The organism is Solihabitans fulvus (assembly GCF_008386585.1).
In the GTDB taxonomy this organism is placed as follows: Bacteria; Actinomycetota; Actinomycetes; order Mycobacteriales; family Pseudonocardiaceae; genus Solihabitans; species Solihabitans fulvus.
The window spans coordinates 89,365-110,642 of the sequence record NZ_VUOB01000053.1; the positions used below are offsets into that span (position 1 = coordinate 89,365).

Sequence of the window (21,278 nt, forward strand, 5' to 3'; positions counted from 1 at the left end):
GGACAACGCGTCGGTCACCCTCGCGGGTGTCGGCGCGTCAACGGCTGAGCTGGGCCGTTAGGCTTCCCGGGCCAGATCATCCTCACCGGTAGGTGCATTCGACAGCCTTATGCTCAACATCTTCGCCCGCGCCTCTGTCTCGCGCGTCACCGATCCGATCGGGGCGTGGCTGGTCCGACGTGGGCTCACCCCCAACGCGATGACCCTGTTCGGCACGGCCGGCACGGTTGTCGCAGCGCTGTGGCTGTTTCCGGCGAACCAGCTGTTCATCGGCACCGTGGTGGTCACGGTCTTCGTGCTGTTCGACCTGTTCGACGGCGCGATGGCCAGGGCGCTCGGCGGCGGCACGAGCTTCGGCGCCGTCCTGGACGCCAGCTGCGACCGGATCGCCGACGGCGCGCTGTTCGCCGCCATCGCCTGGTGGGCGTTCACCACGGCGGACAACCGGCCGCTCGCGGCCGCGGCGCTGGTCTGCCTGGTCGCCGGGCAGGTCATCTCCTACGTCAAGGCGCGCGCCGAGGCGTCCGGGCTGTCCGCCGACGTCGGGCTGGTCGAGCGCGCCGAACGCCTGATCATCGCGCTCGTCGGCACCGGGCTGTACGGCCTGCACGTGCCCTACGCCGTGCATGTGGCGATCTGGCTGCTCGCCGTGTTGTCGGTGGTGACCGTGGTGCAGCGGCTGGTCGCCGTGTACCGCGAGGCCAGGGAGGCAGAGGCAAAGGCATGAACACGAGTTGGCGGGCCACGCTCGGCGAGCGACTGACGGTGGCGGGCTACACGGCAGGCTGGCGGCTGGTGCGCGCGCTGCCGGAGGGGGTCGCCGGCGCGCTCTTCCGCAAGGGCGCCGACCTGGCGGCCCGACGCGGCGGCGAGGGCACCGCGCAGCTGCGCCGCAACTTGGCCAGGGTGGTGCCCAAGGCAGGCGACGACGAGCTGGACGAGCTGGTCCAGCAGTCCCTGCGCTCCTACGCGCGGTACTGGCGCGAGGCGTTCCGGCTGCCATCGATGCAGGTGGACGCCGTGTTCCGGCTGGTCGACGAGGCGCTGACCGGGAGGGAGAACCTGGACGCCGCGCTGGCCGAGGGCAACGGCGCGATCTGCGTGCTGCCGCACTCGGGCAACTGGGACGTCGCCGGTGTGTGGGGCGTTCGGCACGTCGGCACCTTCACCACGGTGGCCGAGCGGCTCAAGCCGGAGGAGCTGTACCAGCGGTTCTTCACCTACCGCGAGTCGCTCGGCTTCGAGATCCTGCCGACCAAGGGCGGCCCGCGACCGGCGTCGGCGGTGCTGGCCGACCGGCTGCGGGCCAACGGGCTGGTCTGCCTGGTCGCCGACCGCGACCTCACCTCGGCCGGCGTGCCGGTCAGCTTCTTCGGCGAGGAGGCCAGGATGCCCGCCGGGCCAGCGCACCTCGCGGCCACCACCGGCGCGGCGCTGCTGCCGGTAGGATCCTGGTTCACCGAACAGGGTTGGGGCCTGCGCATCCACCCGCCGATCAAGGTCGCCGGGCAGGGCGGGGTGGCCGCGGCCACCCAGGCGATGGCCGACGTGTTCGCCGCCGACATCGCGGCGCACCCGGCCGATTGGCACATGTTGCAGAAGGTGTGGGTGGCCGACCTGCCGCCTGGTCGGCAGGCCGTGCTGGCGAGGGTCGCCCGCCGCAACAGGGAGCGGGCCGAGGCAGCCGGTCTGGAGGAGCCAAGGTGAGGGTCGGCATCGTCTGCCCCTACTCGTTCGAGGTGCCCGGTGGCGTGCAGGCCCACGTGGTCGACCTCGCCAAGGCGCTGCGCTCCCTCGGCCACGAGGTCAACGTGCTGGCCCCGGCGGACGAGGACACCGAGCTGCCCGAGTTCGTCACCGCGGCGGGCCGGGCCGTCGGCATCCCCTACAACGGGTCCGTCGCCAGGCTGTCGTTCGGTCCGTTGTCCTTCGCCAGGGTCCGGCGGTGGCTGCGCGAGCACGAGTTCGACGTGCTGCACCTGCACGAGCCGACCGCGCCGAGCCTGTCCATGCTCGCGCTGATGGTCGCCGACGGCCCGATCGTGGCCACCTTCCACACCTCGACGCCCAGGTCCAAGATGCTGGCCGCCTTCCAGGGCGTGCTCCAGCCGTTCCTGGAGAAGATCACCGCGCGGATCGCGGTGTCCGCGCTGGCCAGGCGCGTGCAGGTGGAGCACCTCGGCGGCGACGCGGTGGAGATCCCCAATGGCGTCGACGTTGACTTCTTCGCCGACGCGGAGCCGCTGGACGGCTTTCCCCGCGAGGGCGGCACGATCGGCTTCGTCGGGCGGTTCACCGAGCCGCGCAAGGGCATGCCGGTGCTGCTCGACGCGCTGCGGCTGCTCGCGCCGGACCTGCCGGAGCTGCGGCTGCTGGTGGTCGGCCGGGGTGACCCCGACGACCTGCGCCGCGCCGCCGGTCCCGAGCTGGCAGACCGCCTGGTGCTGCTCGGTCAGGCCGACGACGAGACCAAGGCGCGGGCGATGCGCAGCGTCGACGTGTACTGCGCGCCCAACACCGGCGGCGAGAGCTTCGGCATGATCCTCACTGAGGCGATGGCTGCGGGCGCGGCGGTCGCGGCGAGCGACCTCGACGCGTTCCGGCGGGTGCTCGACGACGGCAGGGCCGGCGTGCTGACCCCGGTCGGGGACGCGCGGGCGCTGGCCGAGGCGCTGCGCGGGCTGCTGGCCGACCCGGCGCGCCGGGCCGAGTACGTGGACGCCGCCAACCAGCGCGTGCTGACCTTCGACTGGTCGGTCGTCGCCGGGCAGGTGCTGCGCGTCTACGAGACCGCGATGGCCGCCAACCCGAGGCGGGTGCGGGCGGCCGAGGAGGGCGTGCACTCGGGCGGCACGACGTGACCAGTGCGTCGATGGCGACGACTCTGCTCGTGCTACTCGCGGTCGCGTTGCTGCTCGGTCCGTGGATCCTGCGCACCGCGAGCCGGCTCGACCGGCTGCACGTGCGCACCGACGCGGCGTGGGCCGCGGTCGACGCGACGCTCGCCCGCCGCGCCGTGGTGACCAGGGCCGTCACGGCGACCGGACGGTTCGACGACGCGACGGTCGCGCGCCTGCGGTCGGCGGCCGACCGTGCCGAGCACGCCGCTCGGCCGGAGCGGGAGGCCGCCGAGAACGAGCTGAGCAGGCTGCTCGGCGAGCTGGACCGGGATCGGCTGCCGCATGCGTTGGTGGCCGAGCTGGCCGACGCGGAGCAGCGGGTGATGCTGGCCAGGCGCGTGCACAACGACGCCGTGCGGGACACGCTGGCGCTGCGGCGCCGTCGCCCGGTGCGGTGGCTGAAGCTGGCCGGCACGGCAGGGCGGCCCGAGTACTTCGAGATCGCCGAGCCGGCGTCGAACCTCGCCGAGCCGGTCGTGCGGACCGCGCGGGCCGCGGCCAGGGTGCTGCTGCTCGACGGGGCCGGGCGGGTGCTGCTGTTCGAGGGCATCGACCCGGCGCGGCCGAGCGAGACGTTCTGGTTCACCGTCGGCGGCGGGATCGAGCCGGGGGAGGCGTTGCGCGCTGCGGCCGTCCGGGAGGCGTTCGAGGAGACCGGCCTCCGGCTGCCGGCTGAGGACCTGGTCGGCCCGGTATGGCGGCGGCGGGTGTCGTTCAGCTTCGACGGCGAGGCCTTCGACGCCGAGGAGTGGTTCTTCGTCGCCAACTCGGCCGTGCACAACGGTGACGAGCACGTGCTGGATGTGTCCGGGTTCACCGAGCTGGAGGAGCGCACCGTGCGGCGGCACCGCTGGTGGAGCGCCGAGGAGCTGCGGTCCACCGAGGACACGGTCTATCCCATGCAGCTGGGCGAGCTGTTGCCCGGTCTCGTGCGCAACAGCTGGGACGGCCAGACCCGCGTGGTGCGCTGACCGCTACCGCCGCATGTCTTGATGGGTCCCTTCATGACAGGGCACGGGCCGCTTCACAGGTCGTGTGCGGTGGTGTGGCGTGGCTGGTAGAGGTGCAGTGGACCGCCTCCGGGCAGCGTGATCGTGGTCCGCACGCCCCACCCGGCCTCGGTGACCGGGCCGGCCGGCACGCCCTTGGCGGCGAGTTCGGCGAGCGTGGCGTCGAGGTCGTCGCACATCAGGAACAGCTCCTGGGCCGGCTCGCCGCCGGTCGGGTGCACGGCGACCTCGGCGGGCGGCAGCGCGAAGATCAGCCAGCCGTTCCCGGCGTCCACGTGCCGGTAGCCGAGAACATCGCGGAAGAACGCGCGGTCGGCCTCGGCGTCCCGACTGTGGATGACGATGTGCGCACCCGTAATCACCTGGCGACCGTAACCCTGGGCACGCTCAACGGCACCCCCGGGCTTGACAGAGTTCGCTAGTGTCTTAGCTAAGTAACACAATCTGGGAGGCGGGTTGCAGTTCCGAGTCGACCGGACCGGCGGGATCCCCGCCTACGTCCAGCTCGCGGGCCAGGTCCGCGAGGCGCTGCGACTTGGCTGGCTGAAGCCGGGCGACCGGTTGCCGACCGTGCGTGACGCGGTGGCCGCGAGCGGCGTCAACCCGAACACCGTGCTCAAGGCGTACCGGCAGTTGGAGTTCGAAGGCCTGGTCGAGGCGCGTCAGGGGGCGGGGACATTCGTGAAGGCGTCGCTGCGGTCGGTCGACCCGGAGGTCATGACGGACCTGCGCGACCACCTCGCGCACTGGGTGCTCCGGGCGAGGGAAGCGGGGATGAACGACGAGGGCGCCCGCGCGCTGCTGGGCGCGGTCCTCGACGACAAGGACACTGAGGGGGAGCGGTGAACCGGGACACAGTCATACGAGCGCGGCGTCTTGGCAAGAGGTACTACCCGATGACCAGTCCGCGCACGTGGGCGTTGCGGGACTGCACGTTCGAGGTGCCCGCAGGCCGGGTGGTCGCGCTGGTCGGCGCGAACGGCGCGGGCAAGTCCACCCTGCTCGGCATCCTCGGCGGTGTGCTGGCCGCCAGCGATGGCGCGGCCGAGGTCACGGGCAGAACCGCCATCGTGACTCAGGAACGCCCGCTGTACCGGCACTTCAGCGTCGCCGACACACTGCGACTCGGGGCGAGCCTCAACCGCGAGTGGGACCAGGAGCGCGCGCTGCGCTGGCTGAACCGGTTCGAGGTGCCGTTGCGCCGCGCGTGCGGCCGGCTGTCCGGGGGCCAGCGGGCCCAGGTGGCCATCGCGGTAGCGCTCGGCTCTCGACCCTCGGTGCTGCTGCTGGACGAGCCGCTGACCAACCTCGACCCGCTCGCTCGGCGCGACGCGGTCCGGCAACTGCTCACCGATGTCGCCGACACCGGGCTGACCGTCGTGCTGTCGACCCATCTGGTGGCCGAGTTGAGCGGCGTCGCCGACCACCTGGTGCTGCTCAGCCGCGGTCGGCTGGTGGTCGACGGCGACGTCGACGACCTGCTCGCGGCGCACGTGGAGTGGATCGGTCCGCGCGCCGACGCCCCGCCGGCACCGGGCGAGGTCGTGCACGCGCAGCACACCGACGTCCAGTCGACGTTCCTCGTGCGCTCGCTGGCCGACGCGGCACCGCCTCCGCCGGGTTGGCTCTGCCGGCAGGTGCCCCTGGAGGACTTCGTCCTGGCGCACCTGGCGTCGGGCAGGAACGCGGTGGCGGACAAGGAGAAGGCGGCATGAGCGTCCCGGTCGACACACAGCGGGGCCGCGTTCGGGCCGGGGCCGGACCTCGTGGACTGTTATGGGTGACCTGGCGGCAGCACCGCTGGCTGATCGTCGGAACCACGGTCGCTGTCGCGGTGACGACCGGGCAGTTCTTGCGGGGCATCTCGGGGCTTCGCGCTCTGGCCGCGAGAATGGCGGGGCGAGTCTGCGCCGGCGCCTGCTCGTCGGGCGACTCCTGGTCGGAGGATCGTTCCGTCCTGCTGAACACCGTCGGGCAATTGCACCTGTTCGTCCAGGTTTTTCCAGTGCTGGTCGCGCTGACCTGGGGCGGCTCGCTGGTATCCCGCGAGTATGAGGGACGCACCCACGTGCTGGCCTGGTCTCAGGACGTCAGTCCCACCCGCTGGCTGCTGGCGAAGGTGGGCTACCTCGGCGGTGTGCTCGTGGTCTTGGGGATCGTGCTGGTAGCGGCCGACGATGCGGCGTATCGCCAGGCGCTGGCCGTGTCGACCAGCGGGGACGACATCAACAGGTTCCCCAGGGAGATCTTCGACGCGTTGTCGGCCCCGGTGTTCTTCGGACAGCTCGTGTTCGGGTTCGCGCTCGGGGTCGCGGTTGGCGCGCTGGTGCGGCAGGTCGGCCTCACCATTCCGTGCACGCTCTTCTCGTACCTCGCTGTGATGCTCCTGTGCCAGGTGGCCGAGCAACAACTGCCGCTCTTTCGCTCAATCGAGTGTGAGATTCTCGTTGGTGTGGCAGCACTTCTGATCTTCCTGGCGGAGCGTCGCGTGCGGGTGCGGCGCATGTGATGAAGGGTCCCCTCAGGACATCCAGCGTCCTGAAGGGACCCTTCATGACATGCGGCCAGCGCTACTGGCTGAGTTCGCCGATGATGTCGCTGCCGTAGGCGGCCATCGTCTTCTCCTTCTGGTCGTGCATCAGGTACAGCGCGAACTGGTCCACGCCGATTTCGGCCAGTTCCTGCAAGCGTTCTAGGTGCGCGGACTCCGGCCCGAGCAGGCAGAAGCGGTCCACGATGCCGTCCGGCACGAAGTCCGCCGACGGGTTGTCGGCCCGCCCGTGGTGGGCGTAGTCGTAGCCCTCCCGGCCGGCGATGTAGTCCGTCAACGCCCTGGGCACCGCGCCGGACTGGCCGTACCGCTCGACCAGCTCCGCGACGTGGTTGCCGACCATGCCACCGAACCAGCGCAGCTGGTCGCGCTGGTGCGCGAGGTCCGTGCCGACGTAGGCGGGGGCCGCGACGCACATGGTGATCTCGCCGGGATCCCGGCCGACCGCCCGAGCCGCGTCGCGCACCGCGCCGATCGTCCACCGCGCGATGTCCGGGTCGGCGGTCTGGAGGATGAACCCGTCGGCCTGCTCGCCGACCATCCGCAGCGCCTTCGGGCCGTACGCGGCCATCCAGATCTCGAGTTTTCCGTTGCGCACCCAGGGAATCCGCACCGCGGCCCCGTGGTGCTCCACCTCGCGGCCCTCGGCCAGCTCCTTGATCACGTGCATGGCCTTGCCGAGGGTGGCCAGCGTGGCGGGCGGCTGGCCGATCACCCGCCGCGCCGAGTCGCCCCGGCCGATGCCGCAGACCGTGCGGTTGCCGAACATGTCGTTGAGGGTGGCGAACAACGACGCGGTGACCGACCAGTCCCTGGTGCTCGGGTTCGTCACCATCGGGCCGACGACAAGGCTGGAGGTCGCAGCGAGCACCTGCGAGTAGATGACGAACGGCTCCTGCCACAGCACGCAGGAGTCGAACGTCCAGCCGTAGTGGAAGCCGCAGCCCTCCGCGACCCGCATGCTGGTCACGACATCGCGGGCCGGCGGGTCGGTCTGTAGCACTACACCGAATTCCACGTCGTCTCCTCAGATCAGGTACTGGGACAGCTCGCGTTCGAGGAACTGGCCGTGGCCGGCGTTGCCGTGGAAGCCGTCCGCGTCCACCACCACCCGTCCCCGCGACAGCACGGTGTCGACCTTGCCGACCAGCTCCATGCCCTCGTAGGCGGAGTAGTCGACGTTCATGTGGTGCGTCGCGGCGGACAGCGTCTGCCGCGCGGCCGGGTCGTAGACGACGATGTCCGCGTCGGAGCCTGGCTGCACCGCGCCCTTGCGCGGATACAGCCCGAACATCCGCGCCGGCGCGGTCGAGGAGATCTCCACCCAGCGCTGCAACGAGATCTCGCCCCGCACGACACCCTGGTGCAGCAGGTCGATGCGGTGCTCGACCCCCGGCATCCCGTTGGGAATCTTGGAGAAGTCGCCGCGCCCCAGTTCCTTCTGCTCGACGAAGCAGAACGGGCAGTGGTCCGTGGACACCAGCGACAGGTCGTTGGTGCGCAGCCCGCGCCACAGTTCGGCCTGGTGCTCCCTGGGGCGCAACGGCGGCGAGGCCACGTACTTGGCGCCCTCGAAGTCGGGTTTGGCCATGTCGTCGATGGACAGGAACAGGTACTGCGGGCAGGTCTCGGCGAACACGTTCTGCCCGGTGTCCCGCGCCGCCGTGACCGCGTCGAGCGCCTGAGCCGAGGACAGGTGCACGATGTAGAGCGGCGCTCCGGTCACCTTCGCCAGGGTGATCGCCCGCGAGGTCGCCTCGCCCTCAAGCTCCGGCGGCCTGGTCAGCCCGTGCTGCACCGGGTCGGTCCTGCCCTGCGCCAACGCCTGCGCCACCAGCTGGTCGATGGCGATGCCGTTCTCCGCGTGCATCATGACCATCGAGCCGGTCTCGCGCGCCTTCTGCATCGCCCGCAGGATCTCCCCGTCGGTCGCGTAGAACACTCCGGGGTAGGCCATGAACATCTTGAAGGTGTTCACGCCGGAGTCGATGCAGGTCTCCATTTCCTTGAGCGTGCCGTCGTTGACGTCCGACACGATCATGTGGAATCCGTAGTCGATGGCGCACTGCCCATCGGCCTTCGAGTGCCATTTGTCCAAAGTGGACAGCAGTGAGGTTCCCTTCGCCTGCACGGCGAAGTCGATGATCGTGGTGGTGCCGCCCCACGCCGCCGCGGCCGTGCCGGTGGCGAAGGTGTCGGAGGAGGACGTGCCGCCGAAGGGCATCTCCATGTGGGTGTGCCCGTCGATGCCGCCGGGCAGCACGTACTTGCCCTCGGCGTCGATGACCCGGTCGGCGTCGGCCGCCCAGCCGTCGGCCAGGCCGGACTCCGGCGCGGCCAGCGCCGCGATCCGCTCGCCGTCCACCAGCACGTCGGCCTTGCTTGCCCCGGTGGTGTTGACCACCGTTCCGTTGCGAATGACGATGCGCATGCTCGTCCTCCCGTCAGGGTCGGGTCAGGGAGTCGTAGCTGTCGGGCCTGCGGTCGCGATAGAACGCCCACAGGTCGCGGACCTCGGCGAGCAGGTCCATGTCGAGGTCGCGCACGACGATCTCCTCCTCGGTGTCGGAGGCCGCGTCGCCGACGAGCTGGCCGCGCGGGTCGGCGAAGTAGGACTGACCGTAGAAGTCGTTGTCCCCCAACGGCTCCACGCCGACACGGTTGATCGTGCCGACGTAGTACTCGTTGGCGACGGCCGCGGCGGGCTGCTCGAGCCGCCACAGGTACTCCGACAGGCCTCGGCTGGTCGCCGACGGGTTGAACACGATCCGCGCGCCCGCCAGACCAAGCGCGCGCCAGCCCTCCGGGAAGTGCCTCTCGTAGCAGATGTAGACGCCGATCCGGCCGACCGCGGTGTCGAACACCGGGTAGCCGAGGTTTCCTGGCTTGAAGTAGAATTTCTCCCAGAACCCCTTCACCTGCGGGATGTGGTTCTTGCGGTGCTTGCCGAGATAGGTGCCGTCGGCGTCGATGACGGCGGCGGTGTTGTAGTAGACGCCGGGGTGCTCGACCTCGTACATGGGCACGATCAGCACCACGCCGTGCTGCCTGGCCACCTCGCACATCAGCTGGGTGGTCGGCCCATCCGGGATCGCCTCGGTGTAGGAGTAGTAGTCGGTGTCCTGCACCTGGCAGAAGTACGGGCCGTAGAACAGCTCCTGGAGGCACACCACCTGCGCGCCCTGCGAGGCCGCGCTGCCGATGGCCGTCACGGCGTTGCGGATCATCGACTCCTTGTCGCCGGTCCACCGCTGTTGGACGAGCCCCGCACGGATGATCTCTGGCACCGATCTCTCCTCTGGTCGTCGATTTCGAGTTCTAGTACTCGGCGGAGGCCGCCGCGACCGCTGGACCCGGTCGGGTGGTGCGGGCGGCGCCCGGCCAGGACAGCGCCAGGTAGCTGAGCAGCCCGCCGGCCAGCCCGGCCACCCAGCCGTAGTCGTAGAGCGGCTTGAACAACGGGATCAGCCCGTCGGCGGGGAACGGCCCGCCCTGGCCCGGCGCCGAGTAGGCCCCGCCGACCGCGAGCACGCCGCCGACCAGCGTGGCCGCCACCGCGCGCCAGTTCCACCCGCCGGTGAACCAGTACCGCCCGCCGGGCAGATACAGGTCGGCAAGGTCAAGTCGGGTCCGGTTGGTCAGCCAGTATCCGGCGACCAGCACGCCGGCCACCGCGGCCAGCACGCCGCCGTAGAAGCCGAGCCAGGTGAAGATGTAGATGTTCGGGTCGGAGATCAGTCGCCACGGCTGGATGGCGACGCCGATGATCCCGGTGAGCAGCCCGCCGACGGCGAAGGTGACGCGGCGGGGGAAGGCGTTGGAGAAGTCGTAGGACGGGCTCACCACGTTGGCGGCGAGGTTCGCCGAGACCGTGGCGAGGACGAGCGCGATCAGCGCAACCACCACGAGCGCCGGGTTGGTGAAGCGGCTGGCCAGCAGCGCTGGGTCCCAGATCGCCTCGCCATAGAGCGACTGCGCGCCCGAGGTGGTCAGGATCGCCACGATCGCGATGAAGGACATCGTGGTCGGCAGCCCGAGCAACTGGCCGACCAGCTGCTTTCGTTGGCTGCCACCGAACCTGGTGAAGTCGGGCATGTTCAGCGACAGCGTCGACCAGAACGCGATCATGGCCATCAGCGACGGCGCGAACACCTTCCAGAAACCGCCGCCCCAGCCCAGCTTGGACGGCTCGTGCAGGATCGGGCCGAACCCGCCCGCCTTGATCACCACGTACGCCAACAGGATCAGGAAACCGATCGAGACCAGCGGGGCGGTCCAGTTCTCGAACCGCCGGATCGCGTCCATGCCGCGCCAGATGATCAGCATCTGCACGACCCAGAACACGCCGAAGGACAGCCACAGCGTCCAGTGCTGTCCGAGCACCACGGCCGAGTTCGTCCAGCCGCGGCCGGCCAGCTTCCCGACGATCACGTACAGCGCCTCGCCGCCGACCCAGGTCTGGATGCCGAACCAGCCGCAGGCGATGAACGCCCGCAGCAGCGCGGCGAGGTTCGCGCCGCGCACCCCGTAGAAGGCGCGCGCGAACACCGGGAACGGGATGCCGTACTTGGTGCCGGCGTGGCTGTTGAGCAACATCGGCACGAGCACGATCAGGTTGCCGAGCGTGATGGTGAGCAGCGCCTGCACCCAGTTCATGCCGAGCGCGATCAGCGAGGCCGCGAGGGTGTAGCTGGGGATGTTGTGCGCCATCCCCATCCACAGCGCGAAGAAGTTGTAGGTGCTCCAGGTGCGCCGCTCGATCGGCACCGGGGCCAGCTCGTTGTTGAAGTACCGGCTGTCCGCGATGGGAGCGAGGTCACGCAGCTCGACGCGGCCGTCCGGATGGGTGATCTGCGCCGCCGTCGGGGCGGCGACCAACGAGTCTGCGGGCTGCTCGGTCATCGGTCACCCTCCTGTTACGCTCCCGCAACAGCGGCGGAACCAGCGGCTCGCCTGTTGCGGGGTGGGGAGGTTCGGCTCGGTTTCCATCCCGGAATCCTGGGTTGCGGCCGCCGTCGGTGGCAGTGCCACAGTGTCCACGGTTGATCGCTTCGGTGCACACTCTGTACTGCCGGTGACGTACTGCCGGGGACGGCGTCATTTTCCCGACACGTCCATGGCGAGCAGCGCGACGTACAGCGACAGCATCGACTCGGGATCCTCGAGCGACACCTTCAGCACCTGCTCGACGCGGCCGAGCTGCTGGTAGTACGCCGTCCGCGACAGGTGCGCAGCCGCGGCCGCCGCCGACTTGTTGCCGCCCTGCTCGCAGTAGTGCCGCAGCAGCTCGACCAGCCTGCTGCCGTGCGCCGCGTCCCTGGCCAGCAGTGGCCCCAGCTCGCGGTCGGCGAACGCCCGGATCCGCTCGTCCTCGCGCAGCAGGTGCAGCAGCCCGCGCAGCCGCACGTCGTCCAGCCGGTGGTAGAGCCGCGCGGTCGGCGACCGCAGCGCGGCGCCGGCCACGTGCGCGGCCTCGGCGAGCGTGCGGCCGGCGTCGGCGACCGAGGTGACCGTCGTGCCGGCGGCGACGACCACCGGCAGCGCGTGCGCGGTGCCCGCCGCAGCGTGGTGCGCCTCCTGGGCCAGCCGCCGCAGCACCGCGTCCACCGAGGGCTGCGGCGGCAGCACCAGCAGCGCGCGCACGCTGGTGTCATCCACGACGCCGACCAGCGCGCACACGCTGGCCCGGCGCGCGGCCAGCGCGGTGGCCTCGGCGAGGTCGCGCAGCACCTCCTGGGTGGCCAGCGCGGGCGCGGGCGGCCCGGTCACCTCCGAGGTCGCCGTCCTCGGCCGCACCGCGATGCCGACCAGCCTGCGTCGCTCCAGCGGCACCCCGAGCGCGGCGGCGCGGGTGGCGAGGTCGGCGGGCGGCGTGCTGTGCCCGAGTAGCTCGGTGAGCAGCGTGCGGTGGGTCTGCCGTTCCAGACTCTCCCGGTCCCTGGCCACCAGCCGGTGCACGGCCAGCGCGGACGCGGCCCGCTCGGCGACCACCACGTGCCGGTGCGGCGGCGGCTCGGGGGAGACCAGCACCAACCTGCCCCAGTCCGCGCCCCGCGCGCCGACCACGGTGACCAGCCAGCCCGCCTCCTCGTGGTAGCTGGTGCGCTCGGCGACCGACACCGCGCGGGACCGCTCCACCCAGTCGACCAGCAGATCGGTCGGGTCCTGCCCGGCCGCGTCGTAGGCCAGCACGTCGTGGGTCAGCGTCTCGAGCACCACCGGCAGCCCGGAGGTCCGCGCCACCTCGCGCAGCACCTCGGCCGGCTCGGCGCCGGCCACGGTGAGCGCGGTGAACGTCTCGTGCACCTGCTCGGCGGCCCGCAGCTCGGCGAGCTGGGCGTCCACGATGAGGGCGACCACCGCCTCGGTGACCGACACGAACCTGGTCTCCTGGGCGAGCGTCACCAACGGCAGCCGGTGCCGCTGTGCGGCCTCCACCAGCGCGTCCGGCAGCTCGGTCCGCCACCGCCTGCCCAGCTCGATGACCAGGCCGGCCGCGCCGACACCGGCCAGGTCGTCGACGTAGCGGGTCAGCGCGGCCGGGTCCGAGTGCAGCGCGATGCCGGTGGTCAGCACCAGCTCGCCGCCCCGCAGCAGGTGGGCGATGTCGGCGACCTCCGCCACATGGACCCAGCGGACGCGGTTGCGCAGCCCGTCGGATCCGGCGACCACCTTCGGTCGACCCTGGCGAATCACGGGCAGGGCAAGGGCTTCGGCGACTGTCGGGTACATCGGCCTCCGTTCGGTGGAGTACGCACAACGTAATGGTCCTACCGCCTTTCCGATACAGGTTGTCCATTGGCGGGCCCGGCCGGTCGCCGCCACACTCGCTGGCAGGACGCTGCTGCCTGGGAGGACGACATGTCGGACGCTGAACTGCTCGCCAGGCACCGCGCGGTGCTGCCGAACTGGATGGCGCTGTACTACGAGGAGCCGATCCAGATCGCCAGCGCGTCGGGGCGTCGGGTCACCGACGGCAGCGGCCGCAGCTATCTCGACTTCTTCGCCGGCATCCTGACCAACGCCGTCGGCTACGACATCGCGGAGATCAGCGACGCCGTCCGCGCCCAGCTCGACACCGGCGTGCTGCACAGCTCGACGCTGTATCTCATCCGCAGCCAGATCGAGCTGGCCGAGCGGATCGCCGGGCTGTCCGGCATCCCCGACGCCAAGGTGTTCTTCACCAACTCCGGTACCGAGGCCAACGAGACCGTGCTGATGCTGGCCACCCAGTACCGGCGCAGCGACCAGGTGTTGGCGCTGCGCAACTCCTACCACGGCAGGGCCTTCGCCACCGTCGCCATCACCGGCAACCGGGGCTGGTCGGCGTCCTCGCTCAGCCCGGTGAAGGTCAGCTACGTGCAGGGCGGATACCAATACCGCAGCCCGTTCCGCGACCTGTCCGACGCGGACTACATCGCCGCGTGCGCGCGGGACCTGCGCGAGGTCATCGAGACGACCACGGCCGGCGACGTGGCGTGCATGATCGCCGAGCCCATCCAGGGCGTCGGCGGGTTCAGCTCGCCGCCGGACGGGTACTTCGCCGCGATCAAGGAAGTCCTGGACGAGTACGGAATCCTGTTCGTCTCCGACGAGGTGCAGACCGGCTGGGGCCGCATCGGCGAGCACTTCTGGGGCATCCAGGCGCACGGCGTCACGCCGGACGCGATGACCTTCGCCAAGGGGCTCGGCAACGGCCTGGCGATCGGCGGCGTGGTCGCGCGGCCGGACCTGATGGACTGCCTCACCGCGAACTCGCTGTCCACCTTCGGCGGCAACCCGGTGTCCACCGCGGGCGCGCTGGCCACCCTGGAGTACCTGCTGGACCACGACCTCCAGGCCAACGCAGCCAAGCTCGGCGAGCGACTGATCGACGGGCTGCGGACGCTCGCCCCGGCCCACCCGATCGTCGGCGACGTGCGCGGCAAGGGCCTGATGATCGGCGTGGAGCTGGTCGAGCCCGGCGGGACGGAGCCGAGCCCCAGGGCCGCCGTCGCGCTGCTCGAGGCGACCAGGTCGCGCGGCCTGCTGGTCGGCAAGGGAGGCCTGTACGGCAACGTCATCCGGCTCGCGCCGCCGATGTCGCTCACCGAGGACGAGGCGGAGGAGGCGCTCGGCATCCTCGCGGAGTCGATCGCCGCCGTGGACGCGGAGGTGCGCGCGTGACCCCGAAGCGGATCACCCACCGGATCAACGGCAAGCCGTGGGACGGAATCCCGGAACGGGCAGGCGAGGTCTTCGACCCGGCGACCGGCGAGGTGGCCGGGCTGGTCGACTTCGCCGGCGTCGCCGAGGTGGACGCGGCCGTCGCCGCGGCAAGCACGGCGTTCCAGAGCTGGCGGCACGCCTCGCTCACGCAGCGCGCCACCGTCATGTTCGCCTTCCGCGAGCTGATGAACAGCCGCAAGCGGGAACTCACCGAGATCGTCACGGCCGAGCACGGCAAGGTGCTGTCGGACGCGGCGGGGGAGGTGCAGCGGGCGCTGGAGGCGGTGGAGTTCGCCTGCGGGATCCCGCAGCTGCTCAAGGGCGGCTTCAGCGAGAACGCCTCCAACCGCGTCGACGTCTACTCGATCCAGCAGCCGCTCGGTGTGGTCGGGGTGATCTCGCCGTTCAACTTCCCGGCCATGGTGCCGTTGTGGTTCGTGCCCAACGCCATCGCGTGCGGCAACACCGTGGTGCTCAAGCCGAGCGAGAAGGATCCGTCGGCCGCGAACTTCCTCGCCGAGCTGTTCGCCGAGGCTGGCCTGCCAGATGGCGTGCTCAACGTGGTGCACGGCGACAAGGTCGCGGTGGACCGGATCCTCGAACACCCCGACGTGCGGGCGGTGTCCTTCGTCGGCTCGACGCCCATCGCCCGCTATGTGTACGAGACCGGGACCAGGCACGGCAAGCGCGTGCAGGCGTTGGGCGGGGCCAAGAACCACATGGTGGTGCTGCCCGACGCCGACCTCGACCTCGCCGCCGACGCGGCCGTGTCCGCCGGGTTCGGCTCGGCCGGCGAGCGCTGCATGGCGATCTCCGTGGTCGTCGCCGTGGAACCCGTCGGCACGGAACTCGTTGCCAGGATCCAGGATCGGATCGCGAACCTGCGCGTCGGCGACGGGCGCAGGCCGGCGTGCGAGATGGGCCCGCTGGTGACCGGCGCGCACCGGGACCGCGTGGTGTCCTATGTGGACGCTGGCGTCGCGGCCGGCGCGTCGCTCGTCGTCGACGGCCGCGACCACCCGATCGACGCCTCGGGGTCCGGTTTCTGGCTTGGCCCGACGCTGTTCGACCACGTCACTCCCGAGATGTCCGTCTACACGGACGAGATCTTCGGGCCGATCCTCGCCGTCGTCAGGGTGGACGGCTACGACGCGGCCGTGGAGTTGGTCAACGCCAACCCCTACGGCAACGGCACGGCGATCTTCACCAACGACGGCGGCGCGGCCCGCCGGTACCAGAACGAGATCGAGGTGGGCATGGTCGGCGTGAACGTGCCGATCCCCGTCCCGGTGTCCTACTACTCCTTCGGTGGCTGGAAAGACTCGCTGTTCGGCGACTCGCACGCGTACGGGCCGCACGGAGTGCACTTCTTCACCAGGACCAAGGTGGTGACCAGCCGCTGGCTCGACCCGTCGCACGGCGGAGTGAACCTGGGCTTCCCCACTCTCTCCTAGCCCCGCCCGCTAGGCACCTTCTAACTGACCACTCGCTTGGCCGCCAAGGAGGATCTTCGCGACGAGCTCGGGCTGGGAGACGTGCGGGCAGTGGTCGCCGCCGATCTCGACGATCTCGGCGTCGAGCCGGTCCCGCGCGGCGGCGCGCATCCACGCCGGCGTGAGCGTGCGGTCCCCGGTGGGCAGCACGTAGGTCGACGGCGCGTGCAGCGGGCCGACCGTCGGGGCCTCGGCGATCACCGCTTTCGGGTTGAAGCGCCGCAGCGTGGTCAGCGCCCACCGGAGGCTGTCGACATCGCAGTCGTGGAACAGGAAGTACGCGGAGATCGCCGGCGTCTCCGCGATCGGCTCCGTCCAGGTGTGCCATTCCGCGCCGAAGATCTCATGGCTGGCGGCCGCGATCTCCTCGGCGAAACTCCGGCCGTCGAGGAGATCGGGCACCACCGCGCCGAGCCACACCAGCCGGCTCGCGCCCAGCTCCGCGGCGATCGCCGGCACCAGCAGCCCACCGGCCGAGTGCGCCACGATCACCGGATCCACGAGTGGTGCGCCGGCCAGCTCGACCTGCTCGGCCGCGATGCGCGCGTAGTCGGCGGCGAGCAGTTCGGGCCGGTCGACGGGAAAGTCCGCCGCGCGCACCCGATGACCGTGCCGTTCCAGCAGTTCCGTCAGCCGCTGCCAGGACGCGGGCGACTGCGTCGTGCCGTGCACCAAGAGGAAGTCCATGCGCCCCAGCATCTCCCAGCCGTTCCGGCCGAGGCACGATGTTCACCAGCGGCTGATCCTCGGCCGGTGCTGGATCGAGCAGGCGGGGTCAGGCGGTCCATGACCTCGGGTGAGGTCCCTAGGCCAGTTCGCGCAGGAACACGCCGATCCGCTCGTCGATGGCGGCCAGCCGTCGGTCCCGGCCGCTGCGCCGCGCCCGGTGTTGCAGCGCCCGTACTCGCTCGACCGTGCGCGTGGACGCCAACCCGGCGATGGCGGTGAGCGCCTGCCCGGTGACCGCCTCGGCCTGCTCGAAGTCCCGCAGTGCCAGGTATCCGGCGGCGAGGTGCACCTGCGTCTTGGCCCGCGCGGTGACCCGATCCGACGGCAGCGCGCGGTACGCCTGTTCCAGGAGCGCCACGCCCTGCTGCGGCCGGCCGGTGTCGCGCAGGCACTGGCCGACATCGGCCAGCAGGTCGGGTTCGCCGTAGTGGCCGAGCCAGTCGGGTTCGGCGCCGCCGGCGCGCTCGAACGCGCGCTGCGCGTCGGCGACGGCCCGGTTGGTGGCTGTGGCGTCCCCGAGCAGCGCGAACCCGCGCGCCTCGATCGAGTGGAGGTAGCTGGTGACGACAGGTGTCGCGCGCTGGTCAGCCACCTGAACGGCCGCGCGACCAAGGGCCGCCGCGTGTTGCGCGGTGCGGACGCGGTCGGTGTCGTTGTCCGTGCCGTTGGCGAGGTCGATTGCCTCGCGACTCATGTCCGCGAGCACGTTGGCCGCATACGGGCGATCGCCCGCATGCAGGGAGAGGTTGAGCGCCTGCGTGTAGTAGCGCTGCGCAAGAGCGTGCCGGCCGGCGTCCGCTGAGGTGAGTGCCGCCAACCACGTCGCTTGCGCCACGCCGGCGAACAGTTCGCGACCGACCTGTTCGGTGTACTGCCCGTCGAGCGCGACCTTGGCCTGTGTGTTGAGGAACTGGACGACCTGCTCGCGTGTCCGTCCACCGCCGTACTTCCTGCCGAGACGTTCGAAGTGGCGCACGGTAGACCGGATCACCTCGACGTCGGCCCTGCTGATGCGCTGGGTGCTGGCTCTCGCAGCGATTGCTGGTGTGGGCACGGTGATCGCCAGCAGCACAGGGGCGGAGTACGCCGCCGCCGTGAACGTCGACCCGAGTAGGAAATTTCGTCGGTTGAGGTCGCGCCCGGACAGTTCCGCCACGGTGTGGATCGTGCCATCAACGGAGGGTGACCATGCGAGTCCATCGAGCGTGTCGTCAGAAAACGGAGCGCGATCCTCGAATCCCGCGATCCTTGAATCCACAGTCCTCCAGGGTGATCGAGCAGGCCGCACGGTTGACTGCCATGAAGCATGCGAGCGACCGAGGTTGTGATGGTGCCGAGGCGAATCCCCTCGGCGGCCCCGGTAGCAACCACCGCTCGCGCCAAGGCGGCATGACTCATGCCGGCCTCGTCGAGCCGTGCCCGTAGCGCCTCACTCCCGCCGGCCCGGTCTCTCGGCTGAGCTTGGCGCAGCGTCCCGCCGGGATACCTGACCACGGACGCGACATGCTCGACCTGCTGAGGCGCGCGTCGGCCGACTACGGGCGGCTGTACGGGTGGTGCACCGAGGTCACCAACAACCTCGTGCTGTTGCCGATGACCAACGGTGGCGCTGGCATTCGTGCCGACGGGAACTCCCTGGCGGTACGGTCGCTAGGCGAGAGGCGCGCACGGATTGCGAAGGTGTGGGTGGCTGGTGAGCGCACCGGATCCCGACGACGACTTCGACGACGACGACCCCGTCGACGACCCCGATGCCGAGTACTGCGACGAGGAGCACTTCGGCGACGAGGAGAACTTCGAGGACGAGGACTTCGACGACGAGGAGGAGGACGACGGCAACGGGTTCGAGGTGACCAGGGAACCCAGAACCGTCTGCCACCTCTGCGGCGGCGCGGGTTTCATCGCCGACCCCAAGCTCGCCGTCATCGCCGGCATGCCGCGCACCATCGACAACGGTCGGGAGTGCCCGCACTGCAACGGCGCGCAGAGCTTTTCCGGGATGGTCCCGCCGATGTAGCACGCAAGCCGCCGTGGCACCCGCGACGGCGCCACGGCGGCCGTTGGCTCAGCGCGCCTGCGCGGCGAGCGTGGCCGGGAGCGGGTCGTAGCGGGAGAACCAGCGGGTGAAGGTCCCCGTGCCTGACGTCAGCGACCGCAGCTCGATGGCGTACCTGAGCAGCTCGGTGGCCGGTACCTCGGCGCGCACCACCGTCCAGCCCGGCGACTCGGCCTCGGTGCCGAGCACCCGGCCCCGCCGGCCGGACAGGTCGCCGAGCACCGTGCCGAGGTGGTCGTCGGGCAGCCTGATCGCCAGCTCGTCCAACGGCTCCAACAGCGTGGTCCTGCCGTTCGCCGCCGCGTCCTTCAACGCGAGCGAACCGGCCGTCTGGAACGCGGCGTCCGAGGAGTCCACCGAGTGCGCCTTGCCGTCCACCAGCGTCACCCGCACGTCCACCACCGGGTGGTCGCCGGACAGCCCCCTCGCCAGCTGCGCGCGCACCCCCTTCTCCACGCTCGGGATGAACTGGTGCGGCACCGAGCCACCGACGACCTTGTCGACGAACTCGAACCCCGAACCCGTCGGCAGCGGCTCCACCTCGATGTCGCACACCGCGTACTGCCCGTGCCCGCCGGACTGCTTCACGTGCCGCCCGTGCCCCCTGGCCGGACCGGCGAACGTCTCGCGCAGCGCCACCTTCACCGGCTCGGTGTCCACCTCGGCGCCGCCCGCGCGCAGCCTGGCGAGCACGACGTCCGCGTGCGCCTCGCCCATGCACCACAACACCAGTTGGTGCGTCTCGGAGTTGCGGTCCAGCCGCAGCGTCGGGTCGCCGGCAACCAGCCGGCTCAGGTTGCGCGACAGGCTGTCCTCGTCGCTGCGGCTGCGCGGCACCACCGCGACCGGCAGCAGCGGCTCGGGCATCAGCCACGGCGACATCAGCATCGGCTGGTCCGGCGCGGACACGGTGTCCCCGGTCTCCGCGGTGCCGAGCTTGGTCAGCGCGCAGAGGTCGCCCGCGACGCAGTACGGGATCTCCCGCAGGTTCGCGCCGAGCGGCGAGTACACGTGCGCCACCCGCTCGTCCACGTCGTGGTCCTCGTGGCCGCGCTCCGCCATGCCGTGCCCGGACACGTGCACCTGGTGCTCCGGCCGCAACGTCCCGGAGAACACCCTGACCAGCGACACGCGCCCGACGTAGGAGTCGACCGCGGTGCGCACCACCTCGGCGACCAGCGGGCCGTTCGGGTCGGCGGCCAGCCTCGGGCGGGGGATGCCGTCGACGTCGGTGACCTCGGGCAGCGGGTGCTCCAGCGGCGAGGGGAACGCCCTGGCGATGCCGTCGAGCAGCTCGGCGAGCCCGACGCCGGTCTCCGCGCACACCGGCAGCACCGGGTGGAACGCGCCCTTGGCCACTGCCGTCTCCAGGTCGGCGATGAGCGTGGACTCGTCCATCTCCTCGCCGCCGAGGTAGCGGTCCATCAGGGTCTCGTCCTCGCTCTCGGCGATGATCCCCTCGATGAGCTCGTTGCGGGCGTCGGAGAGCCGGTCGAGGTCGGCGGGATCGGGCTCGCCGACGGTGGGCGGGTTGCCGTCCGAGTAGTCGTAGAACCGGCCGGTGAGCACGCCGATCAGCCCGGTGCGGCCGTCGACCGCAGGCACTGTCGGCAGGTACAGCGGCAGCACGCCGGCGCCGAACGCGTCCTGGCAGGCCGCGATGGCGGCAGGCAGGTCCGCCCGCACGTGGTCGAGTCGGCTGATCACCACCGCCCTCGGCATGCCGACCGCGGCGCACTCCTCCCACAGCGCGGCCGTGCTGGTGTCGACCCGCTCGTTGGCGCCGACCACGAACAGCGCGGCGTCCGCGGCCCGCAGGCCGGCGCGCAGCTCGCCGACGAAGTCGGCGTACCCGGGGGTGTCGATCAGGTTGATCTTGATGTCGCCGTGCGTCACCGGGGCGACGGCGAGGCCGACCGAGCGCTGCTGGCGGACCGCGGCTGGGTCGTGATCGCACACCGTCGTGCCGTCGGTGACCGACCCCGGCCTGGTCAGCACCCCGGTGGCGGTGAGCAGTGCCTCGGTGAGGGTGGTCTTGCCGGAGCCGGACGGCCCCACCAGCACCACGTTGCGCACCTTGGCCGGGTCGTCTACAGCGACCGCGCCTGCCGAATGGCCGTTCTCAGTGTGTTTTCCGCTCATCGGGACTGCCTCCTCGTGTGCACGAAGGATCTGTCGGTGTCCCCAGTTAGTGTCCGATCTCACACCCGTTGACGTGCTCGGACAAGGCCGCGCGCCAGAGCCAACCCGGCAGGAGGAACGGATGGCCGCGGGCTGCGCCGGACGGAGGGCGTCGAGTTCGCGGCGGGCAACTCCTCGGCGGCGCTCGCC

General features: G+C 71.0%; 19 protein-coding genes and 1 pseudogene. 10 read left to right on the forward strand and 10 right to left on the reverse strand.

Going from position 1 to position 21,278, the window contains the following annotated elements; all coding sequences use genetic code 11:
* Positions 1 to 109 precede the first annotated feature (109 nt).
* Genes pgsA through F0L68_RS27145 form a run of 4 tightly spaced genes read left to right on the forward strand, consistent with a single transcriptional unit; the run spans position 110 to position 3,871 of the window.
* Complete coding sequence (gene pgsA, locus F0L68_RS27130) at positions 110 to 727, forward strand: phosphatidylinositol phosphate synthase (protein WP_149852647.1); 618 nt, start codon at positions 110 to 112, stop codon at positions 725 to 727.
* Positions 724 to 1,707, forward strand: a complete 984-nt coding sequence (locus F0L68_RS27135) for a phosphatidylinositol mannoside acyltransferase (protein WP_149852648.1) — start codon at positions 724 to 726, stop codon at positions 1,705 to 1,707. The genes pgsA and F0L68_RS27135 overlap by 4 nt, the downstream gene beginning before the upstream one ends.
* Positions 1,704 to 2,861, forward strand: a complete 1,158-nt coding sequence (locus F0L68_RS27140; RefSeq protein ID WP_149852649.1) for a glycosyltransferase family 4 protein — start codon at positions 1,704 to 1,706, stop codon at positions 2,859 to 2,861. The genes F0L68_RS27135 and F0L68_RS27140 overlap by 4 nt, the downstream gene beginning before the upstream one ends.
* 11 nt (positions 2,862 to 2,872) lie before the next feature.
* Positions 2,873 to 3,871, forward strand: coding sequence for an NUDIX hydrolase (locus tag F0L68_RS27145; protein ID WP_149852650.1), 999 nt, complete (start codon positions 2,873 to 2,875; stop codon positions 3,869 to 3,871).
* Between the two features lie 53 nt (positions 3,872 to 3,924).
* Here the strand turns inward: F0L68_RS27145 and F0L68_RS27150 are convergent, their stop codons facing one another.
* Entirely contained in the window at positions 3,925 to 4,272 is a 348-nt protein-coding gene (locus F0L68_RS27150) for a VOC family protein (RefSeq protein ID WP_149852651.1), read from the reverse strand.
* A 94-nt stretch (positions 4,273 to 4,366) separates the two neighbouring features.
* Between F0L68_RS27150 and F0L68_RS27155 the strand changes: the two genes are divergently transcribed.
* From F0L68_RS27155 to F0L68_RS27165, 3 genes are all read left to right on the forward strand, one after another.
* Entirely contained in the window at positions 4,367 to 4,756 is a 390-nt protein-coding gene (locus F0L68_RS27155; protein WP_149852652.1) for a GntR family transcriptional regulator, read from the forward strand.
* A 50-nt stretch (positions 4,757 to 4,806) separates the two neighbouring features.
* Positions 4,807 to 5,625 (forward strand): ABC transporter ATP-binding protein, encoded by an 819-nt coding sequence (locus F0L68_RS27160; protein WP_149852653.1) that lies wholly within the window; start codon positions 4,807 to 4,809, stop codon positions 5,623 to 5,625.
* Between the two features lie 65 nt (positions 5,626 to 5,690).
* Positions 5,691 to 6,419, forward strand: coding sequence for an ABC-2 membrane transporter-related protein (locus F0L68_RS27165; RefSeq protein WP_149852654.1), 729 nt, complete (start codon positions 5,691 to 5,693; stop codon positions 6,417 to 6,419).
* A 61-nt stretch (positions 6,420 to 6,480) separates the two neighbouring features.
* On the opposite strand, the gene F0L68_RS27170 is transcribed toward F0L68_RS27165, so the two are convergent.
* The 5 genes from F0L68_RS27170 to F0L68_RS27190 all read right to left on the reverse strand — a co-directional run bounded on the left by F0L68_RS27170 (position 6,481) and on the right by F0L68_RS27190 (position 13,193).
* Positions 6,481 to 7,479 carry a TIGR03842 family LLM class F420-dependent oxidoreductase gene (locus F0L68_RS27170; protein ID WP_149852655.1) on the reverse strand — a complete coding sequence of 333 codons (999 nt, stop codon included), beginning with the start codon at positions 7,477 to 7,479 and terminating at the stop codon, positions 6,481 to 6,483.
* Positions 7,480 to 7,488: 9 nt separating this feature from the next.
* The gene (gene hydA / locus F0L68_RS27175) at positions 7,489 to 8,892 is read right to left on the reverse strand and encodes a dihydropyrimidinase (protein ID WP_149852656.1); all 1,404 of its coding nucleotides are present in this window, start codon (positions 8,890 to 8,892) and stop codon (positions 7,489 to 7,491) included.
* Positions 8,893 to 8,905: 13 nt separating this feature from the next.
* Positions 8,906 to 9,748 (reverse strand): nitrilase-related carbon-nitrogen hydrolase, encoded by an 843-nt coding sequence (locus tag F0L68_RS27180; RefSeq protein ID WP_149852657.1) that lies wholly within the window; start codon positions 9,746 to 9,748, stop codon positions 8,906 to 8,908.
* 31 nt (positions 9,749 to 9,779) lie between these two features.
* Complete coding sequence (locus tag F0L68_RS27185; RefSeq protein WP_149852658.1) at positions 9,780 to 11,363, reverse strand: NCS1 family nucleobase:cation symporter-1; 1,584 nt, start codon at positions 11,361 to 11,363, stop codon at positions 9,780 to 9,782.
* A 195-nt stretch (positions 11,364 to 11,558) separates the two neighbouring features.
* Entirely contained in the window at positions 11,559 to 13,193 is a 1,635-nt protein-coding gene (locus F0L68_RS27190; RefSeq protein WP_149852659.1) for a PucR family transcriptional regulator, read from the reverse strand.
* 129 nt (positions 13,194 to 13,322) lie between these two features.
* Between F0L68_RS27190 and F0L68_RS27195 the strand changes: the two genes are divergently transcribed.
* Both F0L68_RS27195 and F0L68_RS27200 read left to right on the forward strand, forming a co-directional pair.
* Positions 13,323 to 14,627, forward strand: a complete 1,305-nt coding sequence (locus F0L68_RS27195) for an aspartate aminotransferase family protein (RefSeq protein WP_149852660.1) — start codon at positions 13,323 to 13,325, stop codon at positions 14,625 to 14,627.
* Positions 14,624 to 16,123: a CoA-acylating methylmalonate-semialdehyde dehydrogenase gene (locus tag F0L68_RS27200; protein WP_149852661.1), complete on the forward strand. Its 1,500-nt coding sequence runs from the start codon at positions 14,624 to 14,626 to the stop codon at positions 16,121 to 16,123. The genes F0L68_RS27195 and F0L68_RS27200 overlap by 4 nt, the downstream gene beginning before the upstream one ends.
* 9 nt (positions 16,124 to 16,132) lie before the next feature.
* On the opposite strand, the gene F0L68_RS27205 is transcribed toward F0L68_RS27200, so the two are convergent.
* From F0L68_RS27205 to F0L68_RS45605, 3 genes and pseudogenes are all read right to left on the reverse strand, one after another.
* Entirely contained in the window at positions 16,133 to 16,849 is a 717-nt protein-coding gene (locus F0L68_RS27205; protein WP_149852662.1) for an alpha/beta fold hydrolase, read from the reverse strand.
* Positions 16,850 to 16,967: 118 nt separating this feature from the next.
* Complete coding sequence (locus F0L68_RS27210; protein ID WP_497857288.1) at positions 16,968 to 18,179, reverse strand: NsdA family TPR-like regulatory protein; 1,212 nt, start codon at positions 18,177 to 18,179, stop codon at positions 16,968 to 16,970.
* Between the two features lie 59 nt (positions 18,180 to 18,238).
* A pseudogene (locus tag F0L68_RS45605) lies at positions 18,239 to 18,289 on the reverse strand (hypothetical protein); the annotation flags it as partial.
* Positions 18,290 to 18,584: 295 nt separating this feature from the next.
* Here F0L68_RS45605 and F0L68_RS42685 point away from each other — a divergent pair.
* The gene (locus tag F0L68_RS42685) at positions 18,585 to 18,908 is read left to right on the forward strand and encodes a hypothetical protein (protein ID WP_188316858.1); all 324 of its coding nucleotides are present in this window, start codon (positions 18,585 to 18,587) and stop codon (positions 18,906 to 18,908) included.
* Positions 18,909 to 18,956: 48 nt separating this feature from the next.
* Here F0L68_RS42685 and F0L68_RS27220 read toward each other — a convergent pair whose 3' ends face one another.
* Positions 18,957 to 21,089: an elongation factor G-like protein EF-G2 gene (locus tag F0L68_RS27220; RefSeq protein WP_149852665.1), complete on the reverse strand. Its 2,133-nt coding sequence runs from the start codon at positions 21,087 to 21,089 to the stop codon at positions 18,957 to 18,959.
* Positions 21,090 to 21,278: the final 189 nt, after the last annotated feature.

What these genes read in the sequence shown, in the direction of transcription:
- F0L68_RS27195 (WP_149852660.1), top strand. Translation starts at nt 13,323, where the DNA reads ATGTCGGACGCTGAACTGCTCGCCAGGCACCGCGCGGTGCTGCCGAAC.
- F0L68_RS27185 (WP_149852658.1), bottom strand. Translation starts at nt 11,363, where the DNA reads ATGACCGAGCAGCCCGCAGACTCGTTGGTCGCCGCCCCGACGGCGGCG.
- F0L68_RS27135 (WP_149852648.1), top strand. Translation starts at nt 724, where the DNA reads ATGAACACGAGTTGGCGGGCCACGCTCGGCGAGCGACTGACGGTGGCG.
- F0L68_RS27220 (WP_149852665.1), bottom strand. Translation starts at nt 21,089, where the DNA reads ATGAGCGGAAAACACACTGAGAACGGCCATTCGGCAGGCGCGGTCGCT.
- hydA (WP_149852656.1), bottom strand. Translation starts at nt 8,892, where the DNA reads ATGCGCATCGTCATTCGCAACGGAACGGTGGTCAACACCACCGGGGCA.
- F0L68_RS27205 (WP_149852662.1), bottom strand. Translation starts at nt 16,849, where the DNA reads ATGGACTTCCTCTTGGTGCACGGCACGACGCAGTCGCCCGCGTCCTGG.
- F0L68_RS27160 (WP_149852653.1), top strand. Translation starts at nt 4,807, where the DNA reads ATGACCAGTCCGCGCACGTGGGCGTTGCGGGACTGCACGTTCGAGGTG.
- pgsA (WP_149852647.1), top strand. Translation starts at nt 110, where the DNA reads ATGCTCAACATCTTCGCCCGCGCCTCTGTCTCGCGCGTCACCGATCCG.
- F0L68_RS27190 (WP_149852659.1), bottom strand. Translation starts at nt 13,193, where the DNA reads ATGTACCCGACAGTCGCCGAAGCCCTTGCCCTGCCCGTGATTCGCCAG.
- F0L68_RS27145 (WP_149852650.1), top strand. Translation starts at nt 2,873, where the DNA reads ATGGCGACGACTCTGCTCGTGCTACTCGCGGTCGCGTTGCTGCTCGGT.